The organism is Xylocopilactobacillus apicola (assembly GCF_033095985.1).
GTDB classification, from domain to species: Bacteria; Bacillota; Bacilli; order Lactobacillales; family Lactobacillaceae; genus Xylocopilactobacillus; species Xylocopilactobacillus apicola.
Genome location: NZ_AP026802.1, coordinates 706,987 through 724,945, shown reverse-complemented (window position 1 = coordinate 724,945; position 17,959 = coordinate 706,987). Strand labels below are relative to the sequence as shown.

Below are 17,959 nucleotides of genomic sequence, written 5' to 3'. Positions count from 1 at the left end.
TTATCATATCCTTAATTAAATAAGTTTTCTTCACGCAAAGACAAATACCTTTTAGAGCCTACAACTAAATGATCGGTAAATTCGACTCCCATAATCTGAGCAGCCTGAGCCATCTTTTTGGTAAAACGCAAATCTGCCTTAGAAGCAATACATTCACCACTTGGATGATTATGAGCCAAAATAAAACTATGCGCATGATACTTTAAAGCACAAACTAAAACATCACGCGGACAAGCGATACTAGCATCCAGGGTCCCTTTGAAAATTATCTCACTTTTAATCAATTTTTTGTTAACGTCCAGAAAAAAACCAACTAAACATTCTTGATAAATATTTTGAAAGAAACTTAGTGATATTTCGCCAGCATCTTTACTCGTAGTAAGCTGACCAAATCTTAACTGACAGTCTTCAAAAACTCGATTCCCTAGTTCAACCGAAGCCAATAATTTTAAAATTTCCTGATCATTTAAAGAGGTTTTTCTACTCAACTGTTCAAAGTCTAGAAAAGCTAAATCTCTTAAAGATAAACAGATGCCTAATTCATCATCAATCAAACTTGGTGTACCTAAAATGATTTTAAGCAAATCTTCATCGTCAATGGCTGCAAAGCCATATTTTTCAATGTGCTTTTCTAATTTTAACGAATCCATCAATTACGTAACTCCCTTATATATTCTTCTAATATATAAATTACGCAAAAAAATGATTTTTACTAAATGTTTTTGATTGAATTTAACTGTTGTTTTGCCGCAGCCAGTTTTTCTTCAATTTCTTGGCGGATTTGTTTCTGTTTGTTAATCTCACTTTCTGGCGCTTTAGCTAAAAATCCTTCATTACCAAGTTTTTTCTGAATTTTTTCTAAATCCCGATTGAAATTAGCAATTAATTTATTCAACCGAGCTAATTCGGCTTCTTTATTTACTAACCCTGAAAGTGGAATTAAAACTGTCCCTCCAGTGATAATACCATTGGCTGTTAAGAAATCTAATTCCAAATCCTGCTTAATAATTAATTTATCGGGATTAGTAAAGCGTTTGAGATAATTTTCGTTTTCCCTCAACAATGATTCTAGCTTTGAGTTGTTAACTCTAATATACAGATCAATCGGTTTACTTAAAGCAACTTGGTGGGAAGCACGAATATTTCTAACTGCCTTGATAACTTCAATCAATGAATTAAGTGCAAGAATCGCTTCATCATCCTCGAACTGTTCACAGACGACCGGATAATCTTCTTCCATAATTGAAATTTTATTTTTATTGAGTTCTTGATAAAGACTTTCTGTGACAAACGGTAAGATTGGATGGATAAGTAATAAAATATGGAACAATACATATGCGAGATGTTCTTGCTTGGCTGCTTTTAGCTCTTCATTGGAACCATACAGAGTATCTTTTGCCATCTCAATATACCAATCACAAAAGTCATCCCAAATAAAATCATATAGAGCGCGGCCAACTTCACCATATTCAAATTTTTCAAATAATCTGGTAACTTTCTCCGTCACCTGATTTAAACGGGCTAAAATAAAGCGATCAGTTAAGTCTGCAGGCAAATCTTCTGCCAATTCGTAAATATTTTCTTTCCCGCTAAGATTCATCAGAACAAAGCGGCTCGCATTCCAAATTTTGTTAATAAAATTCCAGGCTGCATCCATTTTTTCAGTTTGGAAACGAATATCTTGACCAGGAGTCGATCCGGTTACAAAAAACCAGCGCAAGGAGTCAGTTCCGTATTGATCAATTACTTCCATTGGATCGATCCCGTTACCTAATGATTTACTCATTTTACGTCCTTCGGCATCCCGAATTAACCCGTGCAACACAACATTATTAAATGGGCGCTGACCTGTAAATTCAAGACTTTGAAAAATCATCCGAGCTACCCAGAAGAAAATGATGTCGTATCCAGTAACCAAGGTATCGACTGGAAAATATTTTTTAAAATCAGGATTTTCCGTATCAGGCCAACCTAGCGTAGAAAAAGGCCATAACGCGGAAGAAAACCAAGTATCTAGAACATCTGGATCTTGCTCCCAGTTTTCAAGGTCAGCTGGCGGATTAACTCCCACATAAATTTTACCGTCAGTTTTGCGATACCATGCAGGAATCCGATGACCCCACCACAATTGGCGAGAAATTACCCAATCGTGAACGTTTTCCATCCACCGTAGGAATGTTTGTTCATACTTGGGCGGAAAGAAATTAACCTTGTTTTTGGTTGATTGATTATCAATTGAGAACTGAGCTAATTCTTTCATCCGGACAAACCATTGGGTCGACAGTCTTGGTTCAACCTGAACATGAGTCCGCTCTGAATGTCCAACGTTATGAATTAACTCCTCCTTTTTGACAAAAAATCCCGCATTCGTTAAATCATCAATAATTGCTTTACGTGCTTTATAACGATCCATTCCTTGATATTTACCAGCTTCTTCATTCAAAGTAGCATCTTTATTCATGATGTTAAGCATTTCTAGATGATGCCTTAAGCCAATCTGAAAATCATTAGGATCATGAGCCGGTGTAATTTTAACTACGCCAGTTCCATAACTTTGATCAACGTAATCATCGCCAACAATCGGTAATTTGCGATCGAACAATGGCAAGATCAAATTCTTACCAATCAAATCTTGATAGCGTTCATCTGCGGGATTAACTGCAACTGCAGTATCGCCTGGAATTGTTTCAGGACGAGTAGTCGCAATTTCAAGGAAACCAGAGCCATCTTCCAAAGGATACTTAAAATAATAAAGAAAACTTTTTTCTTCTTCATAAACTACTTCAATATCAGAAAGTGCGGTCTGAGCTTTTGGATCCCAGTTAATGATATATTTTTTTCGATAAATCAATCCTTTATCATAAAGATCGACAAAAACTTTTTTGACTGCCTCCGACAAACCATCGTCAAGAGTGAACCGCTCCCGTGAATAATCAAGCGATAACCCGAGCTTTGCCCACTGTTCTTTAATTACTGCAGCAAAATCATCTTTCCAGCGCCAAACTTCATCTACAAATTTATCGCGTCCTAAGTCATAGCGCGAGACTCCTTGTTCTCTAAGCTTAGCTTCAACTTTTGCTTGGGTTGCAATCCCAGCATGATCCATCCCCGGAAGCCACAAAGTATCAAATCCCTGCATTTTCTTTAAGCGAATTAAAATATCCTGTAAAGTCGTATCCCAGGCATGGCCTAAATGCAGCTTACCAGTAACATTTGGTGGAGGAATTACGATGGAGTATTTTTTCTTCAGTGTCTCATTCGGTTTAAACTCATCATGATCAAGCCACCATTGATAACGGCCCTTTTCAACCTCAGTTCCGTCATATTTTTTTGCAATTTCTCTATTTTCTTTATCCATCTAATCTCCCTCTAAAGCAAATTCAAAATCTGCTCTTCTTCTCCGTTTAAGTAATTATGATCAGATTCAATATTAGTGATTTCTAAATGTTCTAACGCATCGTTAATTAATTCATCGACTTCGATTAATTTTTCATACTCCTGAGCCTGAACTAAACGTGGCTTGGTTTTCGGTTGAGGCGGAGCAAAAATTGTACAACAATCCTCAAAAGGCATAATTGAAAGTTCAAAAGTGTCGATATCTTTTGCGATTTTAATAATTTCATTTTTGTCAAATGAAACTAGCGGTCTGATCACTGGCGTATTTGTAACGTCATTAATTGCCATCATACTTTCTAAAGTTTGTGATGCAACTTGACCCACCGATTCACCAGTTACAATTGCTAAACCGTGCCTGAGCTCGCGAATCCGATCCGCTATTCTCAACATCATGCGCCTTTGAATCGTCATCAAATAGCCTTCTGGCACCTTTTGCTTAATATTTTCTTGAATTTTTGCAAAAGGAACTGCAATAAATTGAACGCTCCTAGATCCAGTAAAAGGGATTAACTTCTTAGTTAATTCTTTACTTTTAGCGAGAGCCTGCGGCGAAGTATACGGTGGCGAATAAAAGTGAATCATTTCAACCCTCATTCCACGTTTTAAAGCTAGATAAGCTGCAACAGGCGAATCAATCCCGCCAGAAAGCATTACTTGAACCAACCCTGCTGTCCCCGCTGGCATCCCGTGCGCTCCAGGAATTACTTTACTATAAAGATAAGCAGCGTCACTTCTGATTTCAATGGTCAACTCCAGATCAGGATCATGTACATCAACAGTTAAACCTGGATGTTTCTCTAAAATTAAATCCCCAATCAAATTGTTCATTTCAAAAGTTCCATGCAAAAAGTCACGATTACTCCTCTTGGTGCGAACTTTGAAGGTTAACGCATTTTGACCAGTATTATTAACAATAAAAAGCGCAGCAGCTTTTATCTCATCAACTGATAACTCTACTCTTACAACTTCACAAATATTCTGAATTCCAAAAATAGTCTGTAATACTTTAATGATTGGTTCAGGATCTTCATCATTTAAAATCACGTGTAAGTGATCACGGGTTGTAACAACTTTTACCTGAAAATTAGCTAGTTTTGTTTTAACATCTCGGCGTAAATGTTCAATAAATTGACCGCGATTTTTACCTTTAGTAGACAATTCGCCATAGCGAATCATTAATTCATTATATTTCATTAATTAATTACCTTGATGTCGTCTTTCATTTTATTTAAATTATTGATAAAAATATTCATTTCATCAATTGTATTTTGAGAACCCAAACTGACCCGTAAAGCTCCTGTCATCACTTCTTCTGGCAGATTCATTGATTTTAAAACGTGCGAAGGACGATGATTTTGTGAAGAGCACGCACTCGTTGTCGAAAGATAAATATCTTGACTTTCAAGATAATGAACAATAGTTTCACCTTTAACACCCTTAACTGCAAAAGAAATAATCGATGGTGTGTAAATTGGCGAATCTTTTGAAACAACATAAAAACCGGTGTTCTGGTTTAAGAAACTAAGAAGTCTCTTTTTCATTTCATGATATTTAGTCTGAGTCACCTTAGCATCCGCAACTTCTAGTCGAAAAGCTTTTACCATTGCAGCAATCGCTGCGACATTTTCAGTTCCACTGCGGAGATTTTTTTCCTGACCTCCGCCACTAATAATTGGCATTAAATGACGATGGGGATTATAAATTATGAATCCAACCCCGCGCGGGCCATGAAACTTATGGGCAGAAAAAGTAGCAAAATCAATCCGTGGATTTAAATATAATTCCTCTAAATTTTTGCCAACTGCTTGAACTGCATCGACATGAAAGACAATTTGGGGATGCTCTTTCATTACTTGTGCTAATTCATTAAGTGGCTCAATTACCCCAATTTCATTGTTAACTGCCATGATTGAAACAAGTATCGTATCTGGGCGAATTGCTTCTTTAAGAACTGAGGGCTCGATTATTCCATCATGATTGGGTGCTAAATATGTTACTTCAAAGCCAAGTTTTTCTAATTGATGTGCTGACTGCAAAACCGCATCGTGTTCGACTGCACTAACGATTAAATGGCGGCCACTGATCTTACGGGCTAAAGCAACTCCCTTAATTACATCATTATCACCCTCGCTGCCACCACTAGTAAATAAAATTTCTTTTGTTGTTAATTTCAGCAGATCTTTAAGCTGCTTACGTGATAATTCTAGAACTTCAGCCGCTTTTCGGCCCAACTGATGCAAACTTGAAGGATTGCCCGGAAAATTTTGTGCAACTTTAAGATAAGTATCTAAAACGCCAGGTGCTATTGGCGTAGTCGCACTATTGTCAAAATAAATCATCAACTATCTTTTCTTTCATTTAATTGAACTTTCAATTGATCTTGATCGTTATAATTATTAGCTATTTCTTGAAATGATCCCGGTTTAATTAGCTCTAATTGCTTAGCCAAAATATTAACCGAGCCTTCAAAATCAAATTTCTGAGCATAAACTTTTTGAGCCTGTTCAATTGAATTTGTAACTTCCGGCTTTTCTGATTGGTATTGGGCCGACTTTTGAATCAAAATATCAGTTAAGCGAGCGTTTTTAATCATTTCATTTGTCTTGCTTGTCAAAGTTATCAAATCTTCAGCCAAAAGCTGCAAAATCTTGCTAACTTCTTCGACGTCAATTTTATTTACTTGAAGAGCTTTCTTAGCTTTTTTCAATTCATTGTTAACTACCAAATAAAATTCTCGGTAATCTTCAGGAACGCCAGGCAAGTTTTCTTTTTCAACGTAGCGAACGATCATTTTAAATGCCGAATCATCGGTTAAAAGATCCTGCTTTAATTGTTCTACTTTATCATATTTTTGCGCCAAACCATCAGCAATTTTGACCTGACTTTCCTCAATTTCAGTTAATTGCTTGCGCCACAACTCAAGATCTCGCATAATGACACTAAAAACTGCTTCATGGTCAGTCACTTTCTGTAAATCACGATTGTAATTTAACCGAATGGCTTCAATTTGGAGTCCAAAATCGCTCACTTGTTTGGCCTCGCCTTCATGAAGGACAAAATGATTTCCAGTTTGAAATACTGTTTCACTTAAGCCACGATTTTGCCGATCAGCATGGATAATAAATTGATAAATTTCGTCTTTATTTTTCTGAACGCTATGCCGAGCTTTATATTCACGCTCCAAAATCTTATATAATTCATCAATCGTTTCTATGATTTGTTCACAATTAGTCTTCACGTCAGAAATTGCTGCTTGCGTTAACAATTGAATCGTTTGATCAACTAAATTTTGCAAAGTTAAAACCTGATTATCAAAATCATCATCAATAAATTGATAACCCAAATTTTTCATTTTCTCATAAGTCTCTTTGATTTCTTTAAGCTGATCAGGAAAAGTTTTATTTAATTGAGAAAAATCAGCCTGAATTTCCTCCATATCACGATTAAGATCGCTCAATTCGTGATGGGTAGTCTCAAAAAGAGCCCGAGATTTCGCATAATCTCCGCCTAAATAGATTTGTTGGGCTGCATCATAACTTTCGTCAATCCTTGCCAAACGATTTTCTAAAATATCTTGTGCAGGTCCATAAGCGTAACCCTTAGCAAGAATTTTTCTTTTGATTTCGGTCAGCTCGCCATTAATCATATCAATTAATTCTTTAGCCGAATCTTGAACTTCATTAATCTTCCCAATTTCTTCTTTGATTTGAGCCATCTCTTGTTTGGAATCTTTAAGTTTTCTCTCTAAGCTCGCAATCTTTTGACGCCCTTGCAAAAATTGAAATTTATTATTTGCATCCTCAGCCTCAAAGAAGAATGTTTCCAAATCTACCAAATCTCGATTTTTCAACCGATCATAAGCAAGCTGCCACCGATTTAAAGTAACCAAACTCTCACCAGTCGGATTGGCTTGCGCAAGTTTGGTAAACTCCTCCTCAAGATTGGGGTCGATCAATTTATTTTTTTCTTGGTCGAGAAGATCAATTTTTAAGCTAATTCGACGTTGATAAAAAATGATCGCCAACCAGACAAGTAATATAATAATAAAGATGATAAAAACAATAATCCACCACATAATTTCTCCAAAGCCTCACTAATTATGATAAATTATACCAAATTACAGCAATTAGAAAAAATATAAATCAAAAATTGACTATAAAAGATTAATCAAGTAGAATTAAAACTTGTGTAGAATAGCAGCAGTCATCTGATCGTACGTCAACAATTTACACTGTTTAAGGAATGAGTAACTTTGCTGCTAAAGCGAAAATTAGGCTAAATTGTACGAGGTCGAAGATGACAGTTATTTTACTCCAAAGAAAACTTGGAGGACAAAAATGTCTAGAAATATTAAACCCATCTGGAAACAATCCAGAAGATTAGGTTATTCACTTTTAGGAACGGGTAAGGAATTACAACGTCGACCTTATGCTCCTGGTCAACATGGACGTAACAACCGTTCAAAACCGTCTGAATACTCAACGCAATTAAAAGAAAAACAAAAGGCTCGTTTACTCTATGGATTAAATGAGCGTCAATTTAGAAACCTTTTCGTTAAGGCTGGTAAGGTTAACAGCGAATATACCCACGGGGAAAACCTGCTTAATTTGTTAGAATCGCGTCTTGACAATTTAGTTTTCAAATTGGGATTTGCTTTAACCCGTCGTCAAGCTCGTCAGTTAGTTAATCATGGTCATGTCACAGTTGATGGAAAAAGAGTAGATATTCCTTCATATATTGTTGAACCAGGCCAAGTAATTAGTCTTAGGGAAAAGTCAAAAAACTTAGATATTGTTAAGACTGCTCTCGATAGCACTATAAGTCGTCCTAATTACGTTTCTTTTGAAGAAAACAAATTGGAAGGCACTTATGTAAGAATCCCTGTTCGTGATGAGTTAGATCCTGATATTGATGAACAGTTAATCGTCGAATATTACAACAAACGACTTTAATCTATTGTTGAAAATAGTGCTTTGTGCTATATTTTAGTTGTTCTCTTGTGCTCGAACTAAGTGAAAATTGTGTTGACCGTCAAACATTGATATTGGGAACAAAATCCAACTGTTGGCATAGGCCTGGCACAAAGGTAATGGAGCAATTGAGAATCGTTCCCACCTAGTAGTATCACGGGTTCAACCAATAATATTTAGTGAACGACACGAAGAGATTTAATAAACTGGATTTTTCCAGTTTATTTTTTTCTAAGAGGAATATCCATGCAAATTTTATTTGGCATCTATGCCATCTTAATTGCTCTATGTGGCGCTTTTATTACCGTCAAAAAAAACTTTTTAAAACTCACAAATAAGCAGATTTTATGTTACGATCTGTATATTGGAGTAGTAGTAATCATTACTATTGGAGCAATTATAACGAAGAATACTTGGTTTGAGTTTTTTTCTTTAATTCTCGGAGTTACCATTACATTTATCATTAATCGAGTTCTCATTAAATCAATGAAGGGTAAATAAATGACTTACAAAAATATCTTAGTTGCTTTTGATGGCTCTGATTTATCTTTCCTTGCTTATGATAAAGCTCGTCAATTGGCCTATGATACAGGAGCAAATTTGGACATCATTTCGGTCATCGATAATCACATATTAAAAGATATTTCGAGCCTTGATACTGACTATGTGCATCAAATTCGTGACGGAGTCAATAATGAACTGAGCAAACTTGTAAATAATGCCCAAGAAAAAGGTGTTAAATCGGTCCACCAATTTATAGAATTGGGTAACCCCAAAACTATTATTTCCAAAGATAACTTTGCGGACCAACATGATTTGATTGTCTTGGGAGCAACTGGGATGAGTAAGGTTGAAAAAATATTCATCGGATCGGTTACCGAATATATTCTAAATAATGCCCAGTGTAATTGCTTAGTTGTAAAAAGATAAGCTACAAGCAAAAAAGAGGCTGTGACATAAGTCGCAAAAATCGATCAGACATGCAATTATAGTCTGAGTCTAAAGAAAAACGCTGATGAAAAACGAGATCAAGAACGATTTCGATATCATCAGCGTTATTTTATTTTTGAAACGCAGTTATGTCACAGCCTCTTTTTATTTGCCTAGGTCATAAACCCAACCTTCTGGTCCTTCTACATCTCCAAATTGAATTCCCGTTAACCGATTATAAAGTTTTAAAGTAATTGGTCCAGGTTCAGTTTCCGAGTAGAAGACATGTTTTTCTCCATTATGAGTAATTGAGCCAACTGGAGAAATTGCTGCCGCCGTTCCCAAAGCACCGGCTTCCGAGAATTCGTCAATATCATTAATCGAAATCTGAACTTGTGCTGGATTTAACCCCATCTCTTCAGCTAAAGTCAAAACTGAAAATTTCGTAATGGAAGGTAAAATTGATGGCGACTTCGGTGTTAACAATTGTCCCATTTTAGTAATCCCAAAGAAATTGGCCGATCCAAGCTCTTCGATATACTCATGCTCAGTTGGATCAAGATAAACCACATCAGAGTAACCGTCACTGTGTGCTTTTTGACCTGGATATAAGCTAGCAGCATAGTTTCCCCCAACCTTCGACTGACCAGTTCCTCCATGAGCTGCTCGATCATACAAGGAAGTCACAAAAGCCGTTGGAACCAATCCGCCTTTAAAATAAGGTCCCACTGGCGTGACATAAATATTAAAAATGTACTTTTGGCCCGGTTGGACTCCAACAACTGAATCAGTCGCAAACATGAGCGGACGAATATAAAGCGTTGCTCCACTACCATACGGCGGAACAAAATCCTTATTTGCTAAAACGACTTCTTTAACTGCCGAAATAAAACGTTCAACCGGAAAAGATGGCATCAATAGTCGTTCGGCCGATCGATTCATTCTTTTAGCATTTTCATCTGGACGAAAAAGGTTGATTCCCCCATCTTTACGTCGATAGGCCTTCATTCCTTCAAAAATTTGTTGCCCATAATGAAGTGATGGTGTTGCTTCTGACATTACTAAATTAGAGTCTTCAGTCAAACCTCCTTCGCCCCATTCACCATTTTCATACGTAACGCGATAACGATACGGTAAATCGTGATACGAAAAATCTAAATTCGGCCAATCAAAATCACTCGGTTTTGCTTTTGCCATAATAACTCCCCCTATTCAATATTTTTAATGTTTATAATACTAACATGAATATTCAAAATAGTGAATCTTTTTTCGCAATTAAAGAAAAAACCAGAAGAGATAAAACGCTTTCGGAGTCAATTTCTTTCAATATTCCCCCCTGACTCCTCAATAAATCTTTCAATTTTTGTTCAATATTGAGTTGGTCAATTAGTTTTTCTCCGTTTATATCTATCATCTTGAAAATGATCTGTATTTGACAGAAAACAACTTTCGATCTTAAAACCATTTTGACAAAAAAACCGCTCAACGTCCCTTTTAGTTACGAGTGTGCGGATATTTGCTTGACTATTAGTGTTAAAAGCTGCAATCTGACTTTAGAAAATGCCCAAGCTGGACAGGATTTAATACTCTTAATCCCACTCCAAAAAATAGATTTTCTTGACCCACGCAGCTGATTTTTGAATTAAATTTGATATTTTTAAAATACCAAGAAGCCCACTCCATCAAATAATTAGCCGGAAAATTTATCTTTTTATCTATAAATTCGTTGCCAAGTGAAATCGGAGAATTTTTGAGATAATCTTCAGCATCCTCAATTGTAATTGGTGCCCCCCACCACGTCAAAAGCTTCTGATAATACTGAAGTCCAATCTCCCTTTAAAATCTGCCAATTTTTAACAACTTCAATACGATAAGGGGTTTGAACGCGCTGAATTTATTCAGTACCTGGGACAATTTTCATAAATTTTAAAATTTAATCCAGACTTAAATCAGCCTATTCCGCCAACAAACTCCATTCCAATTAAACGATTTAATTCAACTGCGTACTCCATTGGTAATTCTTTAGTGAAAGGTTCCACGAAACCCATCACAATCATTTCGGTCGCTTTTTCCTCGGAAATCCCTCGGCTCATTAAATAATAAAGTTGCTCTTCGGAAATTTTAGACACTTTTGCTTCATGCTCCATTGTCACGTTACCATTTAAAATTTCATTATAAGGAATCGTATCTGAGCTAGACTCCTCGTCCATAATAATCGTGTCGCATTCAACGTGACAAAATGAACGATCTGAATGTGGTCCAAACCTAACTGTCCCGCGGTAATCGACGGCCCCGCCATCTTTAGAAATCGATTTAGAAATGATCGAACTTGTGGTGTCTGGTGCATTATGAATCATCCGGGCCCCGTTGTCCTGGTCAACTCCTTTAGAAGCAAATGCAATTGAAAGCATGGTGCCTTTTGCCCCACGACCATCAAGGTAAACTGCTGGATATTTCATCGTTGTCTTCGAACCTAGATTGCCGTCAACCCATTCCATCGTTGCATTTTCCATCGCCTGAGCTCGTTTAGTTTCAAGACTATACACGTTTTTCGACCAATTTTGAATCGTGGTATAACGGCAATATGCATCTCGTTCAACAAAAACTTCGACAACTGCGGCATGAAGACTATCGCTAGAATAATTTGGAGCGGTACATCCTTCGACGTAATTTACCGATGCCCCTTCGTCGACTACAATTAATGTCCGTTCAAATTGCCCTGAATTTTCTGCATTAATTCTGAAATACGACTGAATTGGGGTCTCAACTCTAACTCCTTTTGGAACGTAAATGAAAGTTCCGCCAGACCAAGTTGCACCATTTAAAGCAGTAAATTTATTTAAATTTGGCTTTACCAAAGTCCCAAAATACTTTTTAAAAATTTCGGGATATTCATGTAATGCTGTATCGGTATCAGTAAAAACGATCCCTAGTTTATCAAATTGTTCCTTCATATTATGATAAACTACCTCAGATTCATATTGGGCAGAAGAACCTGCTAAAAACTTTCTTTCAGCTTCAGGCACACCTAGGCGTTCAAATGTTTCTTTGATAGTATCAGGCACATCTTCCCAATTTCGATATTTCCGATCCGTGGCCTTTTGATAATAAAGCATATCTAAAAAATCAAGCTCACTTAGATCGGGACCATAATCTGGCATTGATGTCTGCTCGTAAACCTTAAAGGCATGCAAACGATAATCAAGCATCCACTCAGGCTCATTTTTCTCTCTGGAAATCGAACGAACAACTTCCTCAGTTAATCCTCTACCCGTGGAAAAAACCGGCTTAAAATTATCAGAAAAGCCATAATCGAAGTTTTCATCTATTTGAATTTTTTCCGCAATATCCTCATTATTTTTCGTGTTTTTTGTTTTTGCTTCAACCATTGTCTTCCTCCAATTTTCCAATCGACTTTTCCAAGGCATTCCAAGCCAGCGTAGCACACTTAATTCGAGCAGGAAATAAACGAACACCTTGTAAAATTTCTGCATCACCCAATTCAGATAAATCATTGGGATCGGGATCTGTAATCATTTTCGAAAAAGTTAATTTAAGTTTTTTGGCCTCTTTAAGGCTTTTATGTTGAATTAAATCGGTCATCATTGAAGCGCTTGCTTGCGAAATAATACAGCCACTTCCCGAAAACTTAATTTGTTTAATTTCACTGTCATCAATGTCCATTTGTAAAACCAAAACATCACCACAACTTGGATTATGTAACTCGGTTGTAACGCTTGGATTTTCAAGCTCACCAAAATTGTGGGGATCCCTGCCGAACTCGACAATCATTTCTCGATAAAGATTCATCAACTTAGACTGTTCCATGTTTAAAAAACCTCTGAACTTCCTTAATTGCACTTACTAGCTGTAAGACATCACTTTCGTCATTATAAAGATGAAAGCTAGCCCTTAAACATGCTGGAATCTTTAAATAACGCATTAAAACTTCTGCGCAATGATGCCCTGCTCTCACCTCGACTCCAAAACTATCAAGAACGGTTGCAGCATCATGTGGGTGAATTCCTGCTAAATTAAAAGAAATTACATCATGATGTTCTTTAGGATTAGCAGAACCGTAAATTTTGAGCCCTGGAATTTTTCTTAGTTTATCAAAAGCTAACTCGGTAATCTCTTGATTATGCTTTGAAATTCTCTTTAAGCCTATTTGGTTCAAATAATCTATTGCCGCACCTAATCCTATAACTCCTGCAATATTTTGAGTTCCAGCTTCTAGACGCAGAGGCAATTCCTTAAAAGTGCTGGCCTGATAATCAACTTCATCGATCATTTCGCCACCGTATTCAACTGGTTTAAGTTGATCAAGCAATTTGTATTTGCCGTAAAGAACCCCAATTCCAGTCGGGCCAAACATTTTGTGACCCGAAAAGCAATAAAAATCACAATCTAATTCACCCACATCGACTGTCATATGGCCAACCGCTTGAGCTCCATCGACTACCACCAAAGCGCCGAATTTATGAGCAAGTGAAGCAATTTTTTTCACTGGATTAATACAACCAAGAACATTAGAAACTTGAGCAATTGAGACAACTTTAACCCGCGAATTTAATTTAGTCAATAAATCATCTAGATCCAACTGCTCATTTTGATCAAGTTTAACATAACGTAGCTCAGCTCCTGTTTTTTTGGCAAGTTCCTGCCATGGAACCAAATTACTGTGGTGTTCCATTACGCTAATTAATATTTCATCTCCTGGTTTTAAAAAACGTGCAAAATAGCCAAAAACGACCCAATTTAAACTTTGCGTCGCTCCTTTTGTAAAAACTATTTCTTCTGATTTTTTAGCATTAATAAAATGTGCTACTTGATTTCGAACCATCTCAAATTGATCAGTCGTCTTTTGAGCTAGAGCATAAACTCCACGATGAATATTAGCATTATTATAAGAATAATAATTGACCAACGAATCGATCACCGACTGGGGCTTTTGCGAAGTAGCCGCACTATCTAAATAAATTAATTTTTCCTGCTTAAAAAAGGGAAAATCCAAACGCTCTTGACTATTCATCGGCAATTCCTAAACTACGCTCTATGACTGAACGTAACATTGATCGAGTCCGTTTACTTTCAACTACAGTAATTACTGATTCCAAAAATCCTTTAATAATCAACCTTTTAGCGATATCAGAATTTAAACCGCGGCTTTCAAGATAATAAAGTTGTTCTTCATCGATTCGACCAACGGAAGCTGCATGCCCAGCTGTTACATCATTTTCGTCAATTAAAAGAATGGGATTTGCATCACCACGAGCTTTCTTGCTCAGCATCAAAACTCGATTTTCCTGCTGTGAATCCGCTCCCCTCGCTCCTTTAACAATTTGCCCAATTCCATTGAAAACTAATTTTGCTTGATCAAGAATAACTCCGTGTTGTAAAATGTTGCCTCTGGTCCGGAGACCAAAATTAGTTACTCGACTATTAATTGCAGCAGTTTGATCCCCTTGAGCAATCGCAACAGTCTTAACTTCGCCCGTTGAATCGTTGCCAAAAAGTGAAATTTTGTTATTAACCAAAACGTTACCCTTGGTAAACTCACCGGAAGTTAAATTCACAACCGAACGACTGCCACAATTAAATGACCGATAAAAATAATTATGCCCATCAGTCGCTGCCTGATCATTAACCACATAAGACAAATTAGCCCCTGATTGCGAATAAACTTCACAAAAAGTCGAATAATCACCCACGCCTAATTCAGTTGCAACTTGGTTTTCAGTCATCGACAATTTTGCATTTTTTCCAACAACCAAAATAACCTGAGTACTTTGAGATTTATTAGGATTATTAGAAAAGTAAGCTTGTAAGGTATCATTTACTTTTAACTCGTCGGGTACATAAATGAATACTCCCCCGTTTAAACGGCAATAGTGTTCATAGGTCAATAAATCTTCTCGTGCTGTAATTAACTGAGCAAAATATGTTCTAAATAACTCTGAATATTTTGCTTGAGCTGTTTTCAAATCTGTAATTACTAACCCTTGGTCAAGGTACTTCGTAGGAATCTTGAGTGACGTTAGCTGATTATTAGCAAAAACAAAGCCAAAATCATCTGTCAACTCTGGTTCTGATATTGACGAATCGGAACCAAAATCTTTTTTTAAACGCATCAATTGCAAAGACTTAACATTAATTTGGTCAAAAACTGGCAAAGACAAATCTTTTGAACCAGATTTAATTAATTCATTTTTGAATTCTTCAATTTGTTTGGAAGTTGAACTATCATTCATTATGAAACTTCCTTTTCGAACCCGTCATATCCGACTCTTTCAAGCTCAGCAGCCAAACTTGCTGAACCAGTTTTAATAACCTTTCCTCCCATCATTACATGTACAAAATCGGGCTCGATGTATTCAAGCAGCCGTTGGTAGTGGGTAATAATTAAAGCTCCAAAATGATCAGAACGCATTGAATTAACGCCTTTAGAAACAATCTTTAGGGCGTCAATATCAAGACCAGAATCAATCTCATCCAAAATGGCGAACTTTGGATCCAACATCATTAACTGCAATATTTCGTTTCGTTTCTTTTCGCCGCCAGAATAACCTTGATTAAGATTCCTTTCTTCAAATTCTTCTGAAATATGAAGAAGATTCATTGTTTGATCTAATTTTTTAATAAAATCGCGGATTGAAATTTTGTGTTCGGGATCACGCTCATTCATCGCGGTTCGAATAAATTCAGCATTCGTCACTCCCGGTACTTCTGCTGGATACTGCATTCCCAAAAACACACCTTTACGCGCCCTTTGATCAACACTCAAAGGTAACAATGACTCGCCATCGATCAAAATATCACCTTTAGTGACCAAATAATGAGGATTTCCCATAATCGTTTCGGAAAGAGTTGACTTTCCAGTCCCGTTAGGACCCATGATAGCATGAATTTCACCAGTATTTACTGTTAAATTAACACCTTTAAGGATCTCTTCTTTTTCATTTTCATCATTGGTAACTTCAACATGTAAATCTACAATTTCTAATTTGCTCATTTAATATAAGCCTCGCTTTCCGTCGAGCTAAATATCTCGCTATTGCGAGAGAAAATATAATTCTTGTAATGAAACTTCATCGACATGACCAGACCAACCCCAATCATATTACTTAACAGATTGGAGCCCCCTTGAGAAATGAAAGGTAAAGGGACCCCCGTCATTGGCAGAAGTCCAATTGACATTCCGATATTTTCAAAAACATGGAAGAGAATCATCATAATAACTCCAGTTGAAATATAAGCATAAAACTCGTTTTTGGTTTCAAAGGTCGTGCTTAACATTTGATAAATCAAAACAAAATAGATAAAAATCAAAACACAAGATCCAATAAAACCAAAATTCTCACCAATTACAGAAAAAATCATATCGGATTCCCGCACTGGCACGTAAACTTGCGAGACCCCAAACCCTTTTCCAAACAATTGACCCGAACCAATTGCCCGAATACTATTTCCAACTTGGTTTGAAGATTGACTACCGCTTGTTGGGTTTAGCCAATCAAAAATTCGATCAAATTGATAAGACTTAAATCCTAGTTTTAGAAGAAATGACTGGTCAAACACCACTAGCGCCAGGGCCCCGCCCATAATCGAGCCCATCCCAATAAACGCTGGTAACAAAATTTGCCACATAATCCCAGCCATAATTAAAATACCTAAAAAAATAGCAATAAAAACCAAGGTCGTCCCCAAATCGGGCTGAAGCATCACCAAACCAACTACTGGTAAGGACCAACCAATCAACTCGAAAATCAATTTAAAATCACTTTGAAAACTGTGCTTGGGGTAGCGGGTATTGTGCAAAGTCGTCACCCTTGCAAGCATCACAATGTAAGCTGGTTTTGCTACTTCTGAAGGCTGAAAAGTAAAATTGCCAATTCGAAACCAACTTTTAGCACCGACTTCGTTAAATATGTATCGATCATAAAAAACCAACACGAGCAGGAGCAAAAATATTCCAGCGGCATAAAAATAAGGGGTTAATTTCCAAAGTTGCTCTGAATCAAGCTGCATGACTGCAAGCATACAAATAGTACCAAAGACGTACCAAACTCCTTGAGAAACCATTGGACGAACGACATTAACAATGTTAGGGTCATGGGTAAGCGAAACATAAAGAGAGCCCATTCCGATCAACACAAGTAAAAAAACACTAAATAAAATCCCATAATCTATTTTATTGTCTAATTTTGATTCATTATCCATTTGACTAACTATCCATTTCTTTCGCTTTCACGGTTACGAAAAATCGTAAAATAATCAGGAACATAATCAATGCCGCCTTTAACGAACGGATTACACCGCAAGATTCTAGCAATTCCCATTACCAACCCCAAAATTGGTCCATGCTTTTTTAACGCTGTAATCATATAACTGGAACAAGTCGGATAAAAACGACAATGGGGTAGAAACCCTGGAGAAATAAACTTCTGATAAAAACGGACTAAAGAAATTAAAAGAACCCGCATCTTCACCTCTTAAAATAGTTTAATAAATGCTGCCAATTAGCCCAGTTGAAAGCCTGAAAAAAATTACCGCCACCGACCATAAAGCCGACGCCGGTACCGATTAAAACTAAAAGAATAAAAGTCAGAAGGTAAATTATAATTTTAAAAATAAAATCCCTGATTTCTTTATGTTTGCGCAAG

17 protein-coding genes are annotated in these 17,959 nt (G+C 36.7%); 3 read left to right on the top strand and 14 right to left on the bottom strand.

Features of this window, described 5'->3' with window-relative positions; genetic code table 11:
- Window positions 1-11: 11 nt before the first annotated feature.
- From R8495_RS03635 to R8495_RS03615, 5 genes are all read right to left on the bottom strand, one after another.
- A complete protein-coding gene (locus tag R8495_RS03635) occupies window positions 12-650 on the bottom strand; it encodes a JAB domain-containing protein (protein ID WP_317636206.1) in 639 nt (212 codons plus the stop codon).
- A gap of 62 nt (window positions 651-712) precedes the next feature.
- Complete coding sequence (locus R8495_RS03630) at window positions 713-3,358, bottom strand: valine--tRNA ligase (protein ID WP_317636205.1); 2,646 nt, start codon at window positions 3,356-3,358, stop codon at window positions 713-715.
- Between the two features lie 11 nt (window positions 3,359-3,369).
- A complete protein-coding gene (gene thiI, locus R8495_RS03625) occupies window positions 3,370-4,590 on the bottom strand; it encodes a tRNA uracil 4-sulfurtransferase ThiI (RefSeq protein WP_317636204.1) in 1,221 nt (406 codons plus the stop codon).
- Complete coding sequence (locus R8495_RS03620) at window positions 4,590-5,735, bottom strand: cysteine desulfurase family protein (RefSeq protein WP_317636579.1); 1,146 nt, start codon at window positions 5,733-5,735, stop codon at window positions 4,590-4,592. Before R8495_RS03620 ends, thiI begins: the two co-directional genes overlap by 1 nt.
- A complete protein-coding gene (locus tag R8495_RS03615) occupies window positions 5,735-7,471 on the bottom strand; it encodes a septation ring formation regulator EzrA (protein ID WP_317636203.1) in 1,737 nt (578 codons plus the stop codon). Before R8495_RS03615 ends, R8495_RS03620 begins: the two co-directional genes overlap by 1 nt.
- Window positions 7,472-7,733: 262 nt before the next feature.
- Here R8495_RS03615 and rpsD point away from each other — a divergent pair, with 262 nt between their 5' ends.
- The 3 genes from rpsD (at window position 7,734) to R8495_RS03600 (ending at window position 9,296) form a co-directional block, all read left to right on the top strand.
- The gene (gene rpsD / locus R8495_RS03610; RefSeq protein ID WP_317636202.1) at window positions 7,734-8,348 is read left to right on the top strand and encodes a 30S ribosomal protein S4; all 615 of its coding nucleotides are present in this window, start codon (window positions 7,734-7,736) and stop codon (window positions 8,346-8,348) included.
- 264 nt (window positions 8,349-8,612) lie between these two features.
- Complete coding sequence (locus R8495_RS03605; protein ID WP_317636201.1) at window positions 8,613-8,867, top strand: hypothetical protein; 255 nt, start codon at window positions 8,613-8,615, stop codon at window positions 8,865-8,867.
- Window positions 8,868-9,296: a universal stress protein gene (locus R8495_RS03600; protein WP_317636200.1), complete on the top strand. Its 429-nt coding sequence runs from the start codon at window positions 8,868-8,870 to the stop codon at window positions 9,294-9,296.
- Between the two features lie 165 nt (window positions 9,297-9,461).
- On the opposite strand, the gene R8495_RS03595 is transcribed toward R8495_RS03600, so the two are convergent.
- The 9 genes from R8495_RS03595 to R8495_RS11135 form a co-directional block, all read right to left on the bottom strand.
- Window positions 9,462-10,493, bottom strand: coding sequence for a branched-chain amino acid aminotransferase (locus R8495_RS03595; RefSeq protein ID WP_317636199.1), 1,032 nt, complete (start codon window positions 10,491-10,493; stop codon window positions 9,462-9,464).
- 752 nt (window positions 10,494-11,245) lie between these two features.
- On the bottom strand, window positions 11,246-12,685 hold the full coding sequence (gene sufB / locus R8495_RS03590) for a Fe-S cluster assembly protein SufB (protein WP_317636198.1): 1,440 nt from the start codon (window positions 12,683-12,685) through the stop codon (window positions 11,246-11,248).
- The gene (sufU, locus tag R8495_RS03585) at window positions 12,678-13,124 is read right to left on the bottom strand and encodes a Fe-S cluster assembly sulfur transfer protein SufU (RefSeq protein WP_317636197.1); all 447 of its coding nucleotides are present in this window, start codon (window positions 13,122-13,124) and stop codon (window positions 12,678-12,680) included. The genes sufB and sufU overlap by 8 nt, the downstream gene beginning before the upstream one ends.
- A complete protein-coding gene (locus R8495_RS03580) occupies window positions 13,111-14,328 on the bottom strand; it encodes an aminotransferase class V-fold PLP-dependent enzyme (protein WP_317636196.1) in 1,218 nt (405 codons plus the stop codon). Before R8495_RS03580 ends, sufU begins: the two co-directional genes overlap by 14 nt.
- Window positions 14,321-15,547 (bottom strand): SufB/SufD family protein, encoded by a 1,227-nt coding sequence (locus tag R8495_RS03575; RefSeq protein WP_317636195.1) that lies wholly within the window; start codon window positions 15,545-15,547, stop codon window positions 14,321-14,323. The genes R8495_RS03580 and R8495_RS03575 overlap by 8 nt, the downstream gene beginning before the upstream one ends.
- Entirely contained in the window at window positions 15,547-16,308 is a 762-nt protein-coding gene (gene sufC, locus R8495_RS03570) for a Fe-S cluster assembly ATPase SufC (protein WP_317636194.1), read from the bottom strand. Before sufC ends, R8495_RS03575 begins: the two co-directional genes overlap by 1 nt.
- Window positions 16,305-17,516, bottom strand: coding sequence for an FtsW/RodA/SpoVE family cell cycle protein (locus tag R8495_RS03565; RefSeq protein ID WP_317636193.1), 1,212 nt, complete (start codon window positions 17,514-17,516; stop codon window positions 16,305-16,307). The genes sufC and R8495_RS03565 overlap by 4 nt, the downstream gene beginning before the upstream one ends.
- A gap of 8 nt (window positions 17,517-17,524) precedes the next feature.
- Complete coding sequence (gene yidD, locus R8495_RS03560) at window positions 17,525-17,779, bottom strand: membrane protein insertion efficiency factor YidD (RefSeq protein ID WP_317636192.1); 255 nt, start codon at window positions 17,777-17,779, stop codon at window positions 17,525-17,527.
- A 2-nt stretch (window positions 17,780-17,781) separates the two neighbouring features.
- On the bottom strand, window positions 17,782-17,958 hold the full coding sequence (locus R8495_RS11135; RefSeq protein ID WP_425613253.1) for a DNA-directed RNA polymerase subunit beta: 177 nt from the start codon (window positions 17,956-17,958) through the stop codon (window positions 17,782-17,784).
- Window position 17,959 lies beyond the last annotated feature (1 nt).